The organism is Variovorax sp. YR566, assembly GCF_051992195.1.
In the GTDB taxonomy this organism is placed as follows: domain Bacteria; phylum Pseudomonadota; class Gammaproteobacteria; order Burkholderiales; family Burkholderiaceae_C; genus Variovorax.
The window spans coordinates 2430843-2448767 of record NZ_CP197092.1; the positions used below are offsets into that span (position 1 = coordinate 2430843).

The 17925-nt window shown below is 67.0% G+C and carries 17 protein-coding genes; 4 read left to right on the forward strand and 13 right to left on the reverse strand.

Going from position 1 to position 17925, the window contains the following annotated elements; genetic code table 11:
* Positions 1-3: 3 nt before the first annotated feature.
* From ACTG4X_RS11270 to ACTG4X_RS11330, 13 genes are all read right to left on the reverse strand, one after another.
* The gene (locus tag ACTG4X_RS11270; RefSeq protein ID WP_440533827.1) at positions 4-729 is read right to left on the reverse strand and encodes a toxin-antitoxin system YwqK family antitoxin; all 726 of its coding nucleotides are present in this window, start codon (positions 727-729) and stop codon (positions 4-6) included.
* A gap of 13 nt (positions 730-742) precedes the next feature.
* Positions 743-2689, reverse strand: coding sequence for a type VI secretion system Vgr family protein (locus ACTG4X_RS11275; RefSeq protein ID WP_440533828.1), 1947 nt, complete (start codon positions 2687-2689; stop codon positions 743-745).
* 3 nt (positions 2690-2692) lie between these two features.
* A complete protein-coding gene (tssH, locus tag ACTG4X_RS11280) occupies positions 2693-5425 on the reverse strand; it encodes a type VI secretion system ATPase TssH (RefSeq protein WP_093177958.1) in 2733 nt (910 codons plus the stop codon).
* Between the two features lie 14 nt (positions 5426-5439).
* Entirely contained in the window at positions 5440-6444 is a 1005-nt protein-coding gene (gene tssG, locus ACTG4X_RS11285; RefSeq protein WP_256329589.1) for a type VI secretion system baseplate subunit TssG, read from the reverse strand.
* A complete protein-coding gene (gene tssF / locus ACTG4X_RS11290) occupies positions 6441-8222 on the reverse strand; it encodes a type VI secretion system baseplate subunit TssF (RefSeq protein WP_440533829.1) in 1782 nt (593 codons plus the stop codon). The genes tssG and tssF overlap by 4 nt, the downstream gene beginning before the upstream one ends.
* Position 8223: 1 nt before the next feature.
* Positions 8224-8685, reverse strand: a complete 462-nt coding sequence (gene tssE / locus ACTG4X_RS11295) for a type VI secretion system baseplate subunit TssE (protein WP_093078879.1) — start codon at positions 8683-8685, stop codon at positions 8224-8226.
* Positions 8686-8714: 29 nt separating this feature from the next.
* Complete coding sequence (locus tag ACTG4X_RS11300; RefSeq protein ID WP_093058217.1) at positions 8715-9197, reverse strand: Hcp family type VI secretion system effector; 483 nt, start codon at positions 9195-9197, stop codon at positions 8715-8717.
* 62 nt (positions 9198-9259) lie between these two features.
* Positions 9260-10759 carry a type VI secretion system contractile sheath large subunit gene (tssC, locus tag ACTG4X_RS11305; protein WP_093058321.1) on the reverse strand — a complete coding sequence of 500 codons (1500 nt, stop codon included), beginning with the start codon at positions 10757-10759 and terminating at the stop codon, positions 9260-9262.
* 60 nt (positions 10760-10819) lie between these two features.
* The gene (gene tssB, locus ACTG4X_RS11310; protein ID WP_307617204.1) at positions 10820-11413 is read right to left on the reverse strand and encodes a type VI secretion system contractile sheath small subunit; all 594 of its coding nucleotides are present in this window, start codon (positions 11411-11413) and stop codon (positions 10820-10822) included.
* Positions 11414-11892: 479 nt separating this feature from the next.
* Positions 11893-12132, reverse strand: coding sequence for a hypothetical protein (locus ACTG4X_RS11315; protein WP_007829428.1), 240 nt, complete (start codon positions 12130-12132; stop codon positions 11893-11895).
* Positions 12133-12295: 163 nt separating this feature from the next.
* A complete protein-coding gene (locus ACTG4X_RS11320; RefSeq protein WP_440533830.1) occupies positions 12296-13447 on the reverse strand; it encodes a phosphatidate phosphatase App1 family protein in 1152 nt (383 codons plus the stop codon).
* On the reverse strand, positions 13444-13971 hold the full coding sequence (locus ACTG4X_RS11325) for a dihydrofolate reductase (RefSeq protein WP_097199645.1): 528 nt from the start codon (positions 13969-13971) through the stop codon (positions 13444-13446). Before ACTG4X_RS11325 ends, ACTG4X_RS11320 begins: the two co-directional genes overlap by 4 nt.
* A gap of 5 nt (positions 13972-13976) precedes the next feature.
* On the reverse strand, positions 13977-14816 hold the full coding sequence (locus ACTG4X_RS11330; protein ID WP_440533831.1) for a thymidylate synthase: 840 nt from the start codon (positions 14814-14816) through the stop codon (positions 13977-13979).
* A gap of 36 nt (positions 14817-14852) precedes the next feature.
* On the opposite strand from ACTG4X_RS11330, the gene nthA reads away from it, so the two are divergent.
* The 4 genes from nthA (at position 14853) to ACTG4X_RS11350 (ending at position 17909) form a co-directional block, all read left to right on the forward strand.
* A complete protein-coding gene (gene nthA, locus ACTG4X_RS11335; protein WP_097199644.1) occupies positions 14853-15482 on the forward strand; it encodes a nitrile hydratase subunit alpha in 630 nt (209 codons plus the stop codon).
* Positions 15479-16147, forward strand: coding sequence for a nitrile hydratase subunit beta (nthB, locus tag ACTG4X_RS11340; protein ID WP_440533832.1), 669 nt, complete (start codon positions 15479-15481; stop codon positions 16145-16147). The genes nthA and nthB overlap by 4 nt, the downstream gene beginning before the upstream one ends.
* Positions 16148-16152: 5 nt before the next feature.
* Entirely contained in the window at positions 16153-16506 is a 354-nt protein-coding gene (locus ACTG4X_RS11345) for a nitrile hydratase accessory protein (protein ID WP_440534383.1), read from the forward strand.
* Between the two features lie 218 nt (positions 16507-16724).
* Complete coding sequence (locus ACTG4X_RS11350; protein ID WP_440534384.1) at positions 16725-17909, forward strand: glutamate carboxypeptidase; 1185 nt, start codon at positions 16725-16727, stop codon at positions 17907-17909.
* The last annotated feature ends 16 nt before the right edge of the window (positions 17910-17925 follow it).

Genomic DNA, 17925 nt, shown 5'->3' on the forward strand with positions numbered 1-17925 from the left:
GGCTCAGCCTCCCCTCACGAGTTTTTCCAGGCTCTTCATGAAGCCCGGCGATGCGGCTGTCTCCACGACCTCGTGGCCGGTCTGGTCGAAGCGGCGCGGGTTGCCGTGCGGCTTGCCCTGGCGGTACGCGATTTCTTCCATCAGCTGGCCGTTGGGCCAGAAGCGCCGCAGCGGGCCGTGCAGCACGCTGGCCACGTAGGTGGACGACTGCGCCACGCCGCCGCTTGCCAGGTAGTCGAGCACTTCGCCGTCGAGCAGGCCGGCGCGGTATTGCTCGCGCCGCACCATGCGGCCTTCGTTGTAGTAGGTGGCTTCGCCTTCGAGGCGGCCGGCCACGTAGCGCAACCGTGCCGTGACGTCGCCTGACTCGGCATACGCCACGGCATCGCCGTGCAGCGTGCCGCGCACGTGCTGGTGTGTCTGCATCAGCTTGCCGCTGGGGTAGTAGCTGCGCGTGGTGCCTTCGGCCACGCCGCCGAAGCGCTGCGTTTCCTGCAGCAGTTGGCCGCGTTCGTCGAACAGGCGCATGGCGCCGTGCGGCACGCCGGCCTGGTAGGAGGCCTCCATCGCCGGCTTGCCCGCGGCCGAGAACACCTGCATCGGCCCGTGCGGAACATCGCCCAGGAAAGACGCGCGCACCACCGTCTGGCCGGCGCCGTCGAGGGCTTCGCGCACCACGGCCTCGGGCACCGAGGCCAGGTCTTTTGTTGGGAGGGAAGGAAGTGCCATGGCGTTCAATCGTTCAATTGATCTTCACCAGCCCGCCCTTGAGCGTGACCATGCCGCCGCCTTCGACGGCGTTCATGCCCGAAGCCTTGCTGCTGATCGAAGGCGCCTCGTTCGACAGCGAGGCGCCGCCCTTGGCCGACAGCGCCACGCCGGCCTCGGCCTTGAAGTTGACGCCGGCGTTGGCGCCCAGGTCGGTGCCGGCCTTCAGGTCCAGCGTCTGGGCCGACTTGATGAGCAGGGTGCCTGTCACGTCGATCACCAGGTTGCCCGTGACCTTGAGCTCGTAGTTGCCGGTGACCGTCTGTGTGAAGTTGGCCTTGTTGTCGTGCGTCTCGTTGCCCGTGACGTCCAGCGCCCGCGTGCCCTTCACCGAGTGGGTTTCGTTGCCTGTGTCGACCTTGACCGTGCGGTTGCCCTTGGTGACGGTATGTAGTTCATTACCGGCCATCACCGTGGTGGTCAGGTCGTTCTCGATTTCCACGCGCATGTCTTTCTGGGCGTGCAGGTAGAACTCTTCGGAGCCCTTCTTGTCCTCGAAGCGCATCTCGTTGCCCGCGTCGCCGGTCTTGGTCGAGCGCGATCGGATCGTGCTTTGCGACGACATGCCCGGCAGGGTGACCGGCGTGGGGTTCGTCCCGTTGTAGACGCTGCCCGAGACCAGCGGCCGGTCGGGATCGCCATCGACATAGCTCACGACCACCTCCTGCCCGATGCGCGGCAGGAAGAGGGCGCCCCAGCCCTTGCCGGCCCACATCTGCGAGACGCGGATCCAGCACGAACTCTTGTCGTTCTTCTTGCCCAGCTGGTCCCACGGAAACTGCACCTTGATGCGCCCGTGCTCGTCGGTCCAGATTTCTTCGCCGGCCGGGCCCACCACCTGCGCCGTATGGTTGCCGGCCACCACCGGTCGCGGCGTGAGGCGTTGCGGGCGAAAGGGCAGGTCGGGAGGCAGGGTCTCGAAGCTGTTGCTGTAGTGCTCGCGCTCGGCGTGGTGCCGCACGCTGTGCACCACGTGCTTCACGTTGAGATCCTCGCGGGAATGCTCTTCCAGCGTGAAGGTGGTGCCCGGCGTCAGGTAGTGGCAATGGCTGTCGCCGCGGCCCGACTGGCTGCCGGCCTGGTGCATTTCCAGGCGGATGCGCGCGCGCGCCGCGCCGGCCGCCGCAGGCACGCGCGAGGGATATTCGTAGTCGAGGCCGCGCCCGATCTTTCCCTCGTGCTGCTCCCGCAGATCGGTGTCGGGCGTGAGGAAGTCGTAGTCGTCCACCGCCTGGTCCTTGGTCACCAGCCGGGCGTCCGACTCGAAGCGGGTGACGGCATGGGTGTGCGCGTAGCCTTCCTCGCTGCTGCGCATGACGAGCTTTTCCGCGTGGGGGCAGGGCATGCACGCCGAGTTGCTGTCGGCCAGCACCAGCGTGTGCGCGCCGTCCGCGAAGGTGAAGAAATAGAAGATGCCTTCCTCCTCCATCAGGCGCGAGATGAAGTCGAAGGCTGTCTCGTCGTAGCGCACGCAGTATTCGCGAGGTGCGTAGGTGCCCTGCAGCTGCGTGCTGAAGGCCACGCCGAATTCGCCGAGCACCTTCTGCAGGATGTCGGGCGTGCTCATGCTCTGGTAGATCACGCGGTCGCGCCCCAGCGTGAGCAGCCACATGCGCGGCACCAGTTCGAGCGAGTAGGTCGCGAAGTCCCGGTTGCTGCCCAGGTAGGTGAAGCGCGAGACGATGCCGTTGAAGAAGCGGGTTTCCTTCTCGGGCCGCTGCAGCACAACCGTGGCCGAGGTGCCGATCAGGTCGTCGGCTTTCAGCGCGCTCGAAGGGGAACGCATGGTGAGCGAGCACGCGAACAGCTGCGACAACCCCTCGGCGGCCTGGAAGGCGTCGAGCAGCAGTTCGTCCGGCCCGAGCACGGTCTTCACCGCCAGGAAGGCGGCGTGCTGGGTGAAGCCTTCGCGCATGTTCATCTATCAGCTCAGCGTTGCCGGTTCGAAGCTGAAGGCGAACGCACCGTCGCCGTCCATGCCCATGTGCACCGCGGTGAACGCGGCGGCCATCGAGATGCGCTCCAGCACCTGGCGCGAAAGCTCGGGCAGCACCGCATGAGCCAGGATGTGGTCGATGTTGCGCGCGCCGCTGTCCACCTCGGTGCAGCGCGCGGTAATGGCGTCTTCCACCTGCACGTCCCACGTGAAGGTCGCGTGGTGGTTCAGCGCGAAGCGCCGCGCCAGCTTGCCGAGCTTGAGGTTCACGATCGAGCGGATCTGCTCGTCGCCCAGGTGGTGATAAGGCACCAGCGCCAGCCGGCCCAGGAAGGCGGGGCTGAACTGCTTGAGCAACTCGGGGCGCAGCCGCTCCACAAGTTCTTCAGGGTCGGGCCTGCGCCCGCCTTGCGAGGCCTGCGTGATCACGTCTTGCGCGGCGTTGGAGGTGAGCAGGATCAGCGTGTTCTTGAAGTCGATCTGCACGCCTTCGCCGTCTTCCATCGTGCCCTTGTCGAACACCTGGAAGAACAACTCCAGCACGTCGGGGTGGGCCTTCTCCATTTCGTCGAGCAGCACCACGCTGTAGGGGCGGCGGCGCACGGCCTCGGTCAGCACGCCGCCGCGCCCGTAGCCCACGTAGCCGGGCGGCGCGCCCTTGAGGCTGGAGACGGTGTGGGCCTCCTGGAACTCCGACATGTTCACGGTGATGACGTTGCGCTCGCCGCCGTACAGCAGGTCGGCCAGCGCGAAGGCCGTCTCGGTCTTGCCCACGCCGCTGGGCCCCACCAGCATGAACACGCCCACGGGCTTGCCGGGGTCGTCGAGGTCGGCGCGGAAGGTGCGCACGCGCCGCGCGATGGCGTCGAGTGCATCGTCCTGCCCGACCACGCGCTCGGCGAGCTTCTCCTTCAGGTTGAGCACCGTGTGCAGCTCGTCGGTCATCATCTTGCCGACCGGGATGCCGGTCCAGCCGGAGATGACTTCGGCCACCATCACGCCGTCGACGCACACGGGCACCATGGGCTCGTCGCTCTGCAATGCCTCCAGGCCCTTCTCGAGGCGGCGCAACGCGGCGGTGAGCAGCGCGGGGTCGTTCTCCTCGTCGGGCGGCGGTGCGTTGTCGCGCAGGCTGTCAGAAATCTTGCGGCGCAGCGCGACGATTTCCATCACCGCGTGCTTCTCTTCGTCGACCTTGTCGGACAGGCGCTTGTGCTTCTGGCGCAGCACGTCGAGCCGCGAGGTGAGCGCGGCGATGGCGTCCTGGTGGTCGCCACCGGTGGCGGCCTCGTGGCGCAGCACGCGCAGCTCGCTCTCGCCCGTGGAGATGTCGCGCGCGGCCGATTCGAGCTCGGCAGGCAGCCCGTTCTGCCCGATGGCCACGCGCGCGCAGGCGGTGTCGAGCACGCTGATGGCCTTGTCGGGCAGCTGGCGGCCGGTGATGTAGCGGTGCGAGAGCTTGACGGCCTCGCGCACGGCGTCGTCGACGATCTCCACGCCGTGGTGCTTCTCCAGCGTCTCGACCATGCCGCGCAGCATGTCGATGGCGACTTCTTCGCTCGGCTCCTCGACCTTCACGACCTGGAAGCGCCGTGCCAGTGCAGGGTCGCGCTCGACGTATTTCTTGTACTCGGCCCAGGTGGTGGCCGCGATGGTGCGCAGCTCGCCGCGCGCCAGCGCAGGCTTGAGCAGGTTGGCCGCGTCGCCCTGGCCCTCGGCGCCGCCCGCGCCGATGAGCTGGTGCGCCTCGTCGATGAACAAAATCACCGGCGTGGGCGAGGCCTTGACTTCGGCAATGACCGACTTGAGCCGGTTCTCGAACTCGCCCTTCACGCCGGCGCCCGCCTGCAACAGCGCCAGGTCGAGCGAGCGCACCGACACCTGGCGCAGCGCGGGCGGCACGTCGCCCTGCACCACGCGTTGCGCGAAGCCTTCGACCACGGCCGTCTTGCCGACACCGGCCTCGCCGGTGAGGATGGGGTTGTTCTGGCGGCGGCGCAACAGCACGTCGATGATCTGGCGGATCTCGCCGTCGCGACCGCGGATGGGGTCGATCGCGCCGTCGCGCGCGAGCTGCGTCATGTCGACCGTGTACTGGTCGAGCGAGGGCGTGGCCGAGTTGTTGCGGCGCGCGGTGGGCATCTGCAGCGGCGGCGCACCGGCGTCTGGCGCCGATGGCGCAGCCGACTGGTTCGCGGCAGGCGCCGAGGCTATCGGCGCGGCGGACAGTGCCGAAGCGGCCGCATCCTCGGGCGAGGACTGCAGCAGGCCGGCGAGTTCGTCGCGCAGCGTGCCGCGCGGAATCTGCAGCAGCGCGGGCGCGGCATCGACCAGGCGGCCGCGCAGGCGGTCCACATCGAGCAGCGCCAGCATCAGCGTGCCCGAGCGGATGTGCTGCTGGCCCAGCAGCATCGAGCTCATGAGCCACGCTTCCTGGAACAGCGGCGCGAAGTCGGGCGTCAGGCTCGGCGTGCGGCCGTTGCCGCGCTTGAAGGTGTCGAGCGACTTCTGCAACTGCGCCTGCACGGTGTCGGGACGCAGGCCGAAGCGGCCGAACACCAGCCGCAGGTCGGGGGCGTCGTTGTCCACCAGCTTCAGCAGCAGGTGTTCGAGGTCGACGTTGTAGTGCGTCTGCTGCACGCACAGCTCGGCGGCCTGTTCCATGGCGCGCTTGCATTCCGGGTTGAGCCGGCCGAGCAGGGTGCGGATGTCGATGTCCATAAGGCGTGTTCGGGTCAGGCGCCGGGCGCGTCGCCGCCGTCGCTGGTCAAGGTGTGGTGAACGGGCGGCAGTGCGCCGCGGAAGGTCGGGCCCGCGACCCATGAAGTCCAGCCCAGTCGCATCGGGTTCGCGGCGCCGAGCACGCTGCTGCGCAATTCGGTGGGAGCGAGGCTCAGCTCCATCTCGACCTTCAGGTCTTGCGGGATGAAGCGGCGCACCAGCCATTTGGCGAGCGCATGGTCTGCGCCGCGCGGCAGCAGGGCGCGCAGGCGCTGCTGGCTCAGGTTGCTGAAGGTGAGGCGGATGCCGGCGCCCTGGTCCCACACGCGCTTGCCGAGCACGGCGCCGCCGCCCAGCGGCGTGCGCATGTCCAGCCGCGCCGAGGCATCGGGTTCCAGTGCGAGCCAGCGGCCGCGGAACTGCGTGCCGTGCACCTGCACGCCGAGCCGGTCGCGCAGCAGGGCCAGCAGCGCGGTCATGCCGCGCGGCGCGCCGCCGAGCAGACCGGCATGGCGCAGCCACAGGGCGGAGCCGTCGGGTGCGCGCACGCCGGCGCGCAGGCCCAGTGCGCTGGCTGCATCGAGCGTGGACGCCAGCGTGGAGCTCGAAGGCGACTGCGGGTTGAGCGCAACGTGGTGCTTGCGGCGGCTGCGGTACAGGAAGGCCAGGAAGCGGTGGTTGAAGATGTCGAGGAAGTCCCCCGTCGCGTGGTCGCGCTGCTGCCGGCGCTCCAGCAGCATCTCGGTGAAGGGCATCGGCAGCGGGCCGCCGCTGCCGCCCAGCGAAAGGGCGGGCGTGGTGAGCTCGAAGGGCTCGCCGGTCGATGCGTCAGTGCCGACTTCGCGCACGTCGCTGGCCTCGAACGCCAGCGTGACGAAGGCATGCAGCCGCACGGCCTCTCGTTCGCGCGGGCCTTGCGAACGGCCCACGGGCACCGCCTCGGGCGCGGCGCGCTCGAGCAGGCTGATGGCCTGGAACAGGTTGAAGTCCTGCGGGCGGGCGGTGAGTTGTTCGATCACAGAACCACCTGCCGGCCCGTCATCGGAGCCCACTGTTTTCTGACCTCTTCGCCGTTGCGCACCACGAGGCGAACGAAGGAGTTCACCGAGGTGTACATCGCGAAGAAGCGCGCGAGCACGGCCGACATCATCAGAGGCGAGCCGCCGACGAAGGCGTCGTCCTCGAATTCGAGCGTGACCTGCGTGCCGCGGCAGTAGCCGCGCCAGGCTTCGGTGCCCACGTGGGCGGTGACGCCGCGCGCCGAGAGCCCGGCGATGCCGCGGATCTGCGCATGGTCGCGCCGGCTGTCGGAAGCGAACAGCAGCAGCATCTCGCGCAGTTGCTCGCGGCCGGTGGAGCCGTCCACCAGCGACTGGTGGTTGAGCGTGAGCAGCGACACCAGTCGCCACAGCGTTTCGCTGCCCAGCGGCGGATCGCGCTGCGCGGTGGGCTCGTACAGGCAGCGCACGTGCGTGGGCTGCGACGGGCCTTCGGCCACAAGGCGCGCGCCCACGGGCACCTGCTCGGCCAGCCGCCGGTTGGTGCACAGCAGGTGCGCGTAGACCACCGGTTGCGCGGGCCGGCTGTGCGTCTTGCCCTGGTCGACGAAGGACAGGAACACGTCGGTGCCGGGAATGTTCTGGCGCAGGCAGGGCTCGCGCCGCGCGGCCCAGAACACCGCGCCGCCCTGCGCGCCCTGTGCACCGTCCACATGGCCCAGTGCGGCGAAGCCCGGCACGTCGACGGGCTTGTCGGCGTCCGGGTCGGAGGCGATCACCGAGACGATCGAATGCACTTCGGTGGTGGCATCGCGCTGGCGGTCGGGCACCAGCATGTATTCGTAGTGGCGCTGGTCCATCACCAGCGGCTCGCTCACGCGCGGGAACAGATTGACGATGGGCGTGCAGCCGAGCTGGAAGTTGTCGGCGTCGATGTGCCGCAGCACCCTGGTGGTGCGATCGAGCTGGAACACCAGCTCGCAGCTGCGTCCGCGGCCCAGGCGCGAGCGCAGGTGATGCAGGTCGAAGAAATGAAACTTGCGCGGAAACGCGAAGTACTCCTGCAGCAGGCCGTAGGCGGGCTGTGCGTTGGCGGGCTGCGGCAGCACTTCTTCGCCTTCGGCAAAGCCGACCTCGCGCCATGCGTCGGCCGGCAGCATCTGCAGTGTGCCGCCTTCGGGGGTGATGCCTACCGACTTCACGCCCGACACCAGCGCGTCGTACAGCGGCATCGTGGTCATCCAGTCGCCTTGCAGGTGGATGCGCAGGCTGTCGATCTCCAGCTCGGAGAAGTCGGCTTCGGTATTGCATTCGAGCCTGAGCCGAAGCACGGCGTCGGCGTCGATGGCGGCGTGCGCGATGCGCAGTGGCCACAGCACGGTGTCCCATGCGGTGCGGAAGCGGCACTCCTGCGACTGCGTGGCTTGCGTCCTCGCATGCAGCATGGTGTGGCGCGGCACGCGAAAGCCCGCCGTGACCTTGCCCTGCGCCGGATCGAGCCCGAACTGCGCCACCGACATCGAGGGCAGCGGCTGCACCAGCGACGGGCAGAGGTTGTCGAGCAGCGCGTAGGCGACGTCGGGAAATTCCTGGTCGAGGTCGCGATGCACGCGCGCCGACAGGAAGGCCACCGACTCGATCAGTCGTTCGGTGTGCGGGTCGAGTGACTCGCCGCCGTGCAGCGAGAGGCGCGAGGCGACCTTGGGATAGCGCTGGGCGAAGTCCGACCCCTGTCCTCGCAGGTAGGACAGTTCGCGCTTGTAGTACTGCAGCAGGTCGCTGTGCTGGATGTCGGACACGTCAGGCGACCTTCATCAGGCTGTCGGGCGTGCCGAGCAGCATTTCGAAATCCACGTGGCGCAGCGCGAGCCCGGCCCGCGCCTGCGCGCCGATGCGCACCAGTGCCACTTCATGCCGGTTGGGCGTGGCGCTCACTTGCACGCTCACGTCCGTCAGGCGCGGCTCGTAGCGCTGCACCGCCTGGCGCAGCGTGGCAGCCAGCTGCTGCAAGTCGGCGGCGTTCTGCGCGCTGAGCGCGGAGAAATCCGGAATGCCGTACTCCAGCACCGTGCCGCTGCCCTGCGCATAGTCGGCGGCCGACAGCGGCGAGCGCGTGTTGAACAGACGGCGCAGCTCACGACCAATGGAGTCCTGCAAGGACTCCATCGTTTCGAGATGAGCAGCGCCGCGGGCGTGCTCGGACGGCGCCGACGCCAGCCGGTCGAACAGGGGCGCGACGCCCCCTTTGATGAGTTCGGACACGGTAGGCGCCGGGTGTCAGCGTCGAGCCGTCATGCGACCGCGACGTTCTTCGAGAGATCCCAGCCGAACGGTGCGATGCCTTCCTGGCCGCCTTCTTCCTTCTGCTTCGTGTACTCGACCTTGATGGCCGCGTAGTTCAGGGAGACGCTTTCCTGCGGCAGGTCACCGCCGCTGGAAACGGAGAGGCCGCTGAGGATGACGTCGGTCAGGGTCACGACCATCAAGGGCAGCAGGCCGCTCTTGTCTTCGCGCGGGAAGGTGATGATGGTGTCGCCCGCGAACACCTCGCCACCGGCGAGCTTCTGCAGCAGCTGGGGCGTGGCCGAGTCGCTGGTGCGGGTCACGGTGATTTCGGAGAAGCTGGGCTTGCCCGCGGTGCGTTCCTGGTTGGAGGTGCCCGCCGTCACGGCGAGGCCGGCGCCGAACTGGAAGCTCTGGACTTCCAGTTCGTCCTTGTGGCCCTCGATCTGGGTTTGGCCGGTGACACCTGGGATCTTGAGATAGATAGGCATGTGAATGTTCTTTCAGTAAATCTGTTGGTTCGTCTGTCGATGCAGATGAATGAAGGGGGCGATCAGGCGGCGGCAGCCGGCAGGTCGGCCACCAGGCGGATCGAGGCCGAGAGTTCCTCGAGCTGGAAGTGCGGCTTCAGGAAGGCGATGGCGCGGTACGAGCCCGGCTTGCCCGGAACTTCGGTCACGTCCACGCGGGCCTGGCTCAGCGGGTACTTGGCCTTCATGGCCTGCGGCGCCGAGGGGCTCACCAGCACGTAGTTGGCAACCCAGTTGTTCAGGTGCTTCTGCATGTCGGCCTGCGTCTGGAAGCTGCCGATCTTGTCGCGCACGATCACCTTCAGGTAATGCGCGAAACGCGAGGCCGCCAGGATGTAGGGCAGGCGAGCCGAGACTGCCGCGTTGGCGTTGGCCGAATCCTTGTCGTACACCTTGGGCTTGTTCACGGTCTGGCCGCCGAAGAAGGCCGCGGTGTTCGAGCCCTTGGAGTTGACGATGGCGATGAAGCCGAGGTCGCTCAGTTCCTTTTCGCGGCGGTCGGTGATGGTCACTTCCGTCGGCGGCTTCAGGGCGATGTCGCCTTCGTCCGTCTTGTAGGCGTGAGCCACCATGCCGTCGACCTTGCCGCCGCCTTCGACGCCGCGGATGGCCGTGGTCCAGCCGTACAGCGAGTGAGCCTGCGTGATGCGAAGGCCCAGCTGGTAGGCCGCGTTGGCCCACAGGTACTTGCCGTGGTCGGTGCCGTCCACGTCTTCTTCGTAGTTGAAGTTCTCGACGGGAATGGTCTTGGCACCGTAGGGCAGGCGAGCCGCGTAGCTCGGCAGCACCAGCGAGACGTAGCGCGAGTCTTCCGATTCGCGGAAGCCGCGCCACGAGGCGAGCTCGGCGCTTTCGAAGGTCTTGGACAGGTCGCGCGGAATGCCGAGTTCGGTGAACGACTTGAAGTCGAACAGCGCGGGCGCGGCTGCTGCGATGAAAGGCGCGTGCGCGGCGGCGGCCACGCGGGAGATGCGCTCCAGCAGGGCGATGTCCTGCGGGTGGCGGCCGAAGTAGTAGTCGCCGATCAGCAGCGAATAGGGGTGGCCGCCGTAGGTGCCGTATTCCTCTTCGTAGATCTTCTTGAAGAGCACGCTGGTGTCGTGGTCGACGGCGGTCTCCAGGTCCTTCAGCAGGTCCTTCTTGCTCACGTTGAGCAGGCGCAGCTTCAGGTTGCTGCCGGTCTCGGTGCCGGTCACCAGGTCGTGCAGGCCGCGCCAGGAGGCTTCGAGGGCCTGGAACTCGGGGGCGTGCAGGATCGCGTTGAGCTGGTCGGTCAGCAGGCGGTCGATTTCGGCGACGCGCTCGTTGATCAGCGTGACCACGCCCTTGTCGGGGCTGGTCTTCATGCCTTCGTCGAGGATCTGCGAAGCCAGCTGACCGATCAGCTTCTTCGCGTAGGCGCCCTGCGAAGGCTCGGTCGTCATGTTGCCTTCGAGGACGATCTTGTCGAGCAGACCGAGGTCACTGGTCGTGACGGTGGTTGCTGCGCTGCCGGCTTCAGCGGCTTTGGATTTGTTGGCCATCTCTATCACCATTCAAAAGTTGCCGGGTCGCGCCCGAAGGGCTGCGGCCGGCGTGGTTGATCACGCTGCCGGTGCTTCGGCTTCGGGGGACGATTGGGTTTCCGCAGCCGCTTGCGGGGCTGCGGCTGCGGCCGGGGCGGCTTGCGCTGGTGCGCTGCCGGCTTCGGCCCTGGCCTGGCTCTGGACCGTCTTCAGGTCTTCGGTGTTCAGCAGCACGCGCTCGAGCAGGTCGTCGAGTTCGTCGTTGCCGTCGAGCTTGGCGAGCAGGTCGCGCAGTTGCTGGCGGGCTTCGAGCAGCTTGGCCAGGCGGGGCACCTGGTCCACGATGGCTTCGGGGTGGAAGTCGCTGAACTCCTTGAAGTTCAGTTCGATCTTCAGGTTGCCTTCGCCCTTCATGGTGTCGGGCACCGAGAGGTCGAGGCGGGGGGTGATGTTGCCGAGAACTTCATCGAAGTTGTCGCGGTCGATCTCGACGAAGCGGCGCTCCTTGAGCTTCGGCAGCGGCTGTGCGGGCTGGCCCGACAGGTCGGCCAGCAGGCCCACGACCAGCGGCAGCTCTTTCTTTTCGACGGCGTCGCCGATCTCCACGTCATAGGTGATCTGGACGCGCGGCGGACGATTGCGTCCTACCCAGTTTTGCAGGCTATTCGACATTTTTCGCTCTCAGAAAAGGTTGAATTGACAAGAACACACGTTGAAATTTCTCGACGCTCGTCGCCTGGTTGGGGCGGTGCGCGGTCCGTTGCCGTTGCAGTCCCGGCATGCATCAAAGACGGATGGAAGATACAAATCGAGATATTTGCTAACAATCCCCAGAATTGGGGAGGGGTCCCACATGCGCTGGACAAACCTCAACAAAAACAAGTGCCTGAGCTTTGTAAAGTTACATAAATGAGGGTTTTGTCACGCAAATAGGCAGCCGAATGCTAGGCAGAGCGCCCGCCGGCGCATCGGACCAAAGTTCAATGACAGGAAGGCGGGGGCGGTGCTATCGCGCGCGTGCTCCCGCGTGCGCGGGATGGCGCGATGTGTAACCGGAATGGAGGACCCGGGGAACCCGGGTGGGCGCAGCGCGGGGCCGCGTCAATGGCGCGAACGTCGCGGGCCTCGTGCGAAGCCGCGGGGGCGCCTTGCTAGAGCTCGATGAATGCCGAAGTGGCTTTGTTGAGTGCCAGCTTGCCCTTGGCGGTGATCGATTCGACCTGGGCCAACTGGCGGATCGCGCGCGCATCAGGGGCGCGGTCCGAAGGCGGAATGAATGCAGTCACCAACTCTGCCGCACGCAGCACGCGCAGCCTGTCGATGTCAGCCGGCGTGTGAATAACGTATGGCAATTTCTGCTCGGCGATAACCCGTAGAAATTCCATGGACATGAGCCGTCTCCTTTTGGTTGAGGGCGTTTACGGCATTGTGCGCACAAACAATTAGCGCTGTCTAAACCCTGCGCCGCGCATGCCTTTCCTCGGGTGTACCGAAGTGTTCCTTTCGCGCTGCTGGAGCCACGAAGGCGCCAGTTTGTTTCCGGTAACTCGGCGGCTAGTTGAGCGTTTGCACGGGCCACGCCGTGGTGTCCGGCATCACGATGTGCCATCGCACCGGATCGATGCCCTCGAAGGTCGCGCGATAGCGATCGGAGGTGCGGCCTTCGCCCGTCACGTCGCGGATCACGATGCTGTCGATGCGCTGCGGATGCGAGTGAAACGTTTGCGCGTAGATCTCGGGATCGGCTTCGCCCGAGTCACCCACCAGCACGAAGCGGCGCTGCGGAAATTCGGTGAGCAGCCGGTTGATCACGCCGAGCTTGTGCTCGCGCGAATCCTGCTCGCCGGGAATCAGCGTGCGCCACGTGGTGCTTTCGCGCAGATGCATGCTGCCCGCGGGAAAGTCGGCGTTGCGGATGAAATCCGAGAGCGCCGGGTAGAGCTGGATCGGACTCGCCGAAAGGTAGTGGAAGCGCGTGTCGGGCGTCTTCGCCAGCGCGCGATACCAGGCCGCCATGCGCGGCGCGGCCTCGAAGCGGCGCGCGAAAGTGTTGAGCAGCATCTCGCGCCGGTCGCGCACCTGCGTGCGCTTGATGGTGTCGTCGATGTCCGAGATGACCGACACGCCCTGCGCGGGCACGACCAGCGCATGGCCCCTGAAGCGATGCAGCAGCTCACCCGGGCCGGTTACGCCATGGAACTGCACCCACTCCTGCGGTGATGGCGAGGTTGGCAGCAGTGGCGTGCGCGGTGCGTCGATCACGATGCGCAGATTGCTGCGGCCGTCCTTGCCCGATGGCGGCATCGTCACGCGTGCGGGGCTGCCGTCGAAGTCGACGTCGATCACCTTGTCTTCTTCCGACTCCGCATGGAACAGCGCGGTGCGCTGGTTGAAGCGCAGGCGTGCGGCGGGCGAGAGCTTCTTCAGGCTCAGGCCGAGGTAGCGTGCGAGGGCAGTGTTGAGCCCCCAGCGATGCTCGCGCTCGAAGATCCACGCGTGGATATCGACTTCGAGCCTGCCGTCGACGGTGGGGCGCGCCGTGCCGGTCATGAAGAGCGCTTCTTCGTCGGGCTCGAGCGGCTCTGCTGCCTGCACCGCCTGCACCGCCTGCAGCGGCGCAAGGCCCGCGAGCAGCGCTGCGCCCGCCACCAGCGACCGGCGCCGCAAGTCCGGCACGGGCGAGCGGTGCGGGGCGCTGTCGCTCATTTCTTCGTGGGGGCGACGCGCTCGTAAGTCACGAAGCTGAAGCCCAGGCCTTCCTTGGCGGAGACATGCGATTCCCGTTGTGTCTCGCGCCACGCGGCGGCGTCGAGTTCAGGAGCGTAGGCATCGCCTTCGTAGTCGCGCGCAACCTCGGTCACCACTGCGCGTTGCGCAAGCGGCTCGGCCTCGGCGTAGATTTGCGCGCCGCCGATGACCCACACGGCCTCGGGCTTCGATGAAGTCGATTCGCAAAGCGACAGCGCCTCTTGCAGGCTGCTGGCGCGGAGTGCGCCTTCGGCCTGCCAATCGGCCTGCCGCGTCACCACGATGTTCTGCCGGCCTGGCAGCGGCCGGAAGCGCGGCGGCAGCGAGTCCCAGGTCTTGCGGCCCATGATCACCGGCGCGCCCGCGGTCTGCTGCTTGAAGTGCGCCATGTCCTCCGGGATGTGCCAGGGGATCGTGTTGTTCGCGCCGATCACGCCGTTGGCGGCGCGGGCGAAGATGATGTTGATGCTGGGCTTGTTCATCCCGCTCACACCGCCACGGGCGCCTTGATCGGATCGCCGTGCCGGTAGTCCAGCACTTCGAAGTCTTCGTACTGGTAGTCGAAGATCGAGTCCGGCTTGCGCTTGATGTTCAGCGTCGGGTACGGGTACGGCGTGCGGCTCAGTTGCAGCGCGACCTGGTCGGCGTGGTTGCTGTAGATGTGGCAGTCGCCGCCGGTCCAGATGAAGTCGCCCACGTCGAGGTCGCACTGCTGCGCCACCATGTGCGTGAGCAGCGCGTAGCTTGCGATGTTGAAGGGCACGCCCAGGAAGATGTCGGCGCTGCGCTGGTAGAGCTGGCAGCTGAGCTTGCCGCGTTCGCCTTCGGCCTGCGGCGGTGCCACGTAGAACTGGAAGAAGGCATGGCAAGGCATCAGCGCCATCTTCGACAGCTCGGCCACGTTCCACGCGCTCACGATGATGCGGCGCGAATCGGGGTTGGTCTTGAGGGTCTTGATGACGTCGGAAATCTGGTCGATGTGGCCGCCATCGGGCGTGGGCCAGCTGCGCCATTGCACGCCGTACACCGGGCCCAGGTCGCCGTCTTCGCGCGCCCATTCGTCCCAGATGGTGACGCCGCGCTCCTTGAGCCAGTTGTTGTTGCTCGAGCCGGTCAGGAACCACAGCAGTTCCTGGATGATGGACTTCAGGTGCACCTTCTTCGTGGTGACCAGCGGGAAGCCCTCGTTCAGGTCGAAGCGCATCTGGTGACCGAACACGCTCTTGGTGCCGGTACCCGTGCGGTCGCTCTTGAAGACACCATGAGTGTCGACATGGCGCATGAAATCTTCGTACTGGGAGCGGATGGGGCGGGTGGGCGAGGTCATGTTGGGAATTTTACGGGGCGGCGCTAGCATTGGCCGATGACCGGCCATGACCACTCCCACGGACACAGCGAACTCGGCGAGATGGACCTGCGCGTCCGCGCCCTCGAAAGCGTGCTCACGCAAAAAGGCTACATCGACCCCGCCGCACTCGATGTGCTGATCGACACCTACCAGACCCGCGTCGGCCCGCGCAACGGCGCACGCGTGGTGGCGCGGGCCTGGGTCGATCCGGCCTTTCGGCAGTGGCTGCTGGCCGATGCCACGGCGGCGATCGCCTCGCTGGGCTACACGGGCCGGCAGGGCGAGCACATGGTGGCGGTGGAGAACACAGACGAGCTGCACCACATGGTGGTCTGCACGCTGTGCAGCTGCTACCCGTGGCCAGTGCTGGGCCTGCCGCCCACCTGGTACAAGAGCGCGCCGTACCGCTCGCGCGTGGTGAAAGACCCGCGCGGCGTGCTTGCCGATTTCGGCACGACGCTGCCCGAGGCCACGCGCATCCGCGTGTGGGACTCGACCGCCGAGGTGCGCTACCTCGTGATTCCGCAGCGCCCCGCCGGAACCGAAAGCCTGGGCGAAGACGAACTCGCCGCGCTGGTCTCGCGCGATTCGATGATCGGCACGCGGCTGGTCGAGGTGCCTGCCGACGAGGGGAGCGCCGCATGAGCTACGTCACGAAAGCCGACCTCGGCGGCCAGCCGGGTTTCGGCAAGGTGGTGCCGGAGTCCGAGGGCGAACTCTTTCATGCGGCCTGGGAGCCACGCGCCCTGGCACTCGTGCTGGCCATGGGTGCGACCGGTTCATGGAACATCGATGCGAGCCGCGCCGTGCGTGAGACGCTGCCGGACTATCGCGACCTGAGCTACTACCAGATCTGGCTCAGTGCACTGGAGCAACTGATGCTGCAGCGCGGGCAGGTCTTTCCCGACGAGCTCACGAGCGGAGAAATGCGCCACGCGCCCACGCCCATGGCCCGCGTGCTGCAGGTGGCCAACGTGCCAGCCGTTCTCGCCAAGGGCTCGCCGACCGAGCGGCCGGCATCGGCCCCGGCGCGCTTCGCCATGGGCCAGCCGGTGCGCATGCACCACCTCGGCAAGGTCGACCATCACACGCGGCTACCGGGCTATGTGCAGGGCAAGCGCGGCACCATTGTGCACGTACATGGCGCACATGTGTTCGCCGACAGTCATGCGCAGGGGCTCGGCGAGCAGCCGCAGTGGCTCTACACGGTGGAGTTCGATGAAGCCGAGCTTTGGGGCGACGAAGCGCCGCGCCAGAACCTGTCGGTGTCGGTCGATGCGTGGGAAAGCTATCTGGAGGCCACGTCGTGAGCGACATGCCCCTGTCGCCCGGCATGCCGCGCGATGCCGATGGGCCCGTGTTCAATGCACCATGGGAGGCGCAGGCCTTCGCGATGACGCTGGTGCTGCATGAACGCGGCCTGTTCACCTGGCCGGAATGGGCCGAGGCGCTGGCCTGGCAGATCGCCGCTGCACAGGCCGCAGGCGACCCCGACACCGGCGAGACCTACTACCGCCACTGGCTCGCCGCGCTCGAAGGTCTCGTGGCCCGCAAGGGCGCCAGCTCCGACGACGAACTGGCCCGCTACCGCCACGCCTGGGACCACGCGGCCGACCGCACGCCGCATGGCCAGCCGATCGAGTTGCGCGGCGAGGATTTCCCCGGCTAGAGGTGCGTGCCGGTGCGGTGTGCCGCGGCCCGCATCGTGCTTGACCCGTTCTCGAAGCGGGTGATAGCCTGCCGCCGCTTCCCCCGTCCCTCCACAGAAAGCACAGAACGCACAACATGACGATTCATTCGCGCCATCTCTTCCCGGTTCCTTCGGCATCCACATCAACCCGCCGCTGGGCGCGCACCGCCTGCCACGGCGCCGTGCTCGCGTGCGCCATGCTGCTTGCCGGCAACGCCGCGGCCCAGAAGCCGCATCAGGGCGTGCTCGACGCAGCTACGCAAAGCAAGGACGAGGCGGTCAAGATGCTGGAGCGCATGGTCAACATCGACTCGGGCTCGGCCGACACCGCTGGCCTGGAAAAGGTCCGCGAGATAGCCGTGGACGAACTGCGCAAGCTCGGCGCGCGCATCGAGACCTTTCCGGCCGATCCGCACCCCGGCACCAACGTGGTCGCGACGCTGACCGGCCAGGGCAAGAAGAAGATCCTGATCCTCGCGCACATGGACACCGTCTTCAAGGAAGGCACGGCTGCAGCCAAGCCCTTCTACATCAAGGACGGCCGCGCCTACGGCCCCGGCGTGATGGACGACAAGGGCGGCGTGGTGGCCGGCCTGTATGCGCTGAAGATCCTGAAGCAGATCGGCTTCAAGGACTATGGGCAGATCACCTTCCTGCTCGACACCAACGAAGAGGTCGGCTCCGTCGGCACCAGCGCGCTCATCGAGCGCATTGCCAAGCAGCATGACGTGGCGCTGAACCTGGAGCCGGGCCGACCGGCCGACGGCCTCGTGGTCGAGCGCAAGGGCTCGGCCACCGCACTCATCGAGGTGAAGGGCGTGGCCGCTCACGCGGGCGTGGCGCCCGAGGCGGGCCGCAACGCGGCGATGGAGGTGGCGCACCAGGTGCTGCAACTGTCGAAGACGGCGGATGCGGCGAAGAAGACCACGGTCAACTTCACGGTGCTCACGGCCAACGGCCCGACCAACGTGATTCCCGCGACGGCCAGCGCCAAGGGCGACGTGCGCGTGGCCACGCCTGAAGAGTTCGATCGTGTCGAGAAAGACCTGATCCGCATCTCGCAGAACAAGCTCATTCCCGAGACCGAAGTGCGCGTGCGCCTGATTCGCGGCCTGCCGCCGATGCCGCGTTTGCCAGCATCAGACAAGCTGGTGCGCATGGCCGAAGGCATCTACGGCGAGATCGGCAAGAAGCTCACCATCGAGAGTAGCGGCGGCGCGGCCGACGCAAGCCTTGTGGCAGGCGTCGGCGTGCCGGTGCTCGACGGCTTCGGCATCGTGGGTGGCGGCATCCACACGCCGGAGGAATACGCGGAGGTCGAGAGCGTGGTGCCGCGGCTTTATCTGCTCTCGCGCATGCTGATGGACCTGTCCGCGAACTAATCGCGAACTGACCGGA

Excerpts from the sequence above, each read along its gene's own strand:
- ACTG4X_RS11270 (WP_440533827.1), bottom strand. The coding sequence starts at position 729 with ATGGCACTTCCTTCCCTCCCAACAAAAGACCTGGCCTCGGTGCCCGAG.
- ACTG4X_RS11275 (WP_440533828.1), bottom strand. The coding sequence starts at position 2,689 with ATGAACATGCGCGAAGGCTTCACCCAGCACGCCGCCTTCCTGGCGGTG.
- tssH (WP_093177958.1), bottom strand. The coding sequence starts at position 5,425 with ATGGACATCGACATCCGCACCCTGCTCGGCCGGCTCAACCCGGAATGC.
- ACTG4X_RS11300 (WP_093058217.1), bottom strand. The coding sequence starts at position 9,197 with ATGCCTATCTATCTCAAGATCCCAGGTGTCACCGGCCAAACCCAGATC.
- tssC (WP_093058321.1), bottom strand. The coding sequence starts at position 10,759 with ATGGCCAACAAATCCAAAGCCGCTGAAGCCGGCAGCGCAGCAACCACC.
- tssB (WP_307617204.1), bottom strand. The coding sequence starts at position 11,413 with ATGTCGAATAGCCTGCAAAACTGGGTAGGACGCAATCGTCCGCCGCGC.
- ACTG4X_RS11315 (WP_007829428.1), bottom strand. The coding sequence starts at position 12,132 with ATGTCCATGGAATTTCTACGGGTTATCGCCGAGCAGAAATTGCCATAC.
- ACTG4X_RS11320 (WP_440533830.1), bottom strand. The coding sequence starts at position 13,447 with ATGAGCGACAGCGCCCCGCACCGCTCGCCCGTGCCGGACTTGCGGCGC.
- ACTG4X_RS11325 (WP_097199645.1), bottom strand. The coding sequence starts at position 13,971 with ATGAACAAGCCCAGCATCAACATCATCTTCGCCCGCGCCGCCAACGGC.
- ACTG4X_RS11330 (WP_440533831.1), bottom strand. The coding sequence starts at position 14,816 with ATGACCTCGCCCACCCGCCCCATCCGCTCCCAGTACGAAGATTTCATG.
- nthA (WP_097199644.1), top strand. The coding sequence starts at position 14,853 with ATGACCGGCCATGACCACTCCCACGGACACAGCGAACTCGGCGAGATG.
- nthB (WP_440533832.1), top strand. The coding sequence starts at position 15,479 with ATGAGCTACGTCACGAAAGCCGACCTCGGCGGCCAGCCGGGTTTCGGC.
- ACTG4X_RS11345 (WP_440534383.1), top strand. The coding sequence starts at position 16,153 with ATGCCCCTGTCGCCCGGCATGCCGCGCGATGCCGATGGGCCCGTGTTC.
- ACTG4X_RS11350 (WP_440534384.1), top strand. The coding sequence starts at position 16,725 with ATGCTGCTTGCCGGCAACGCCGCGGCCCAGAAGCCGCATCAGGGCGTG.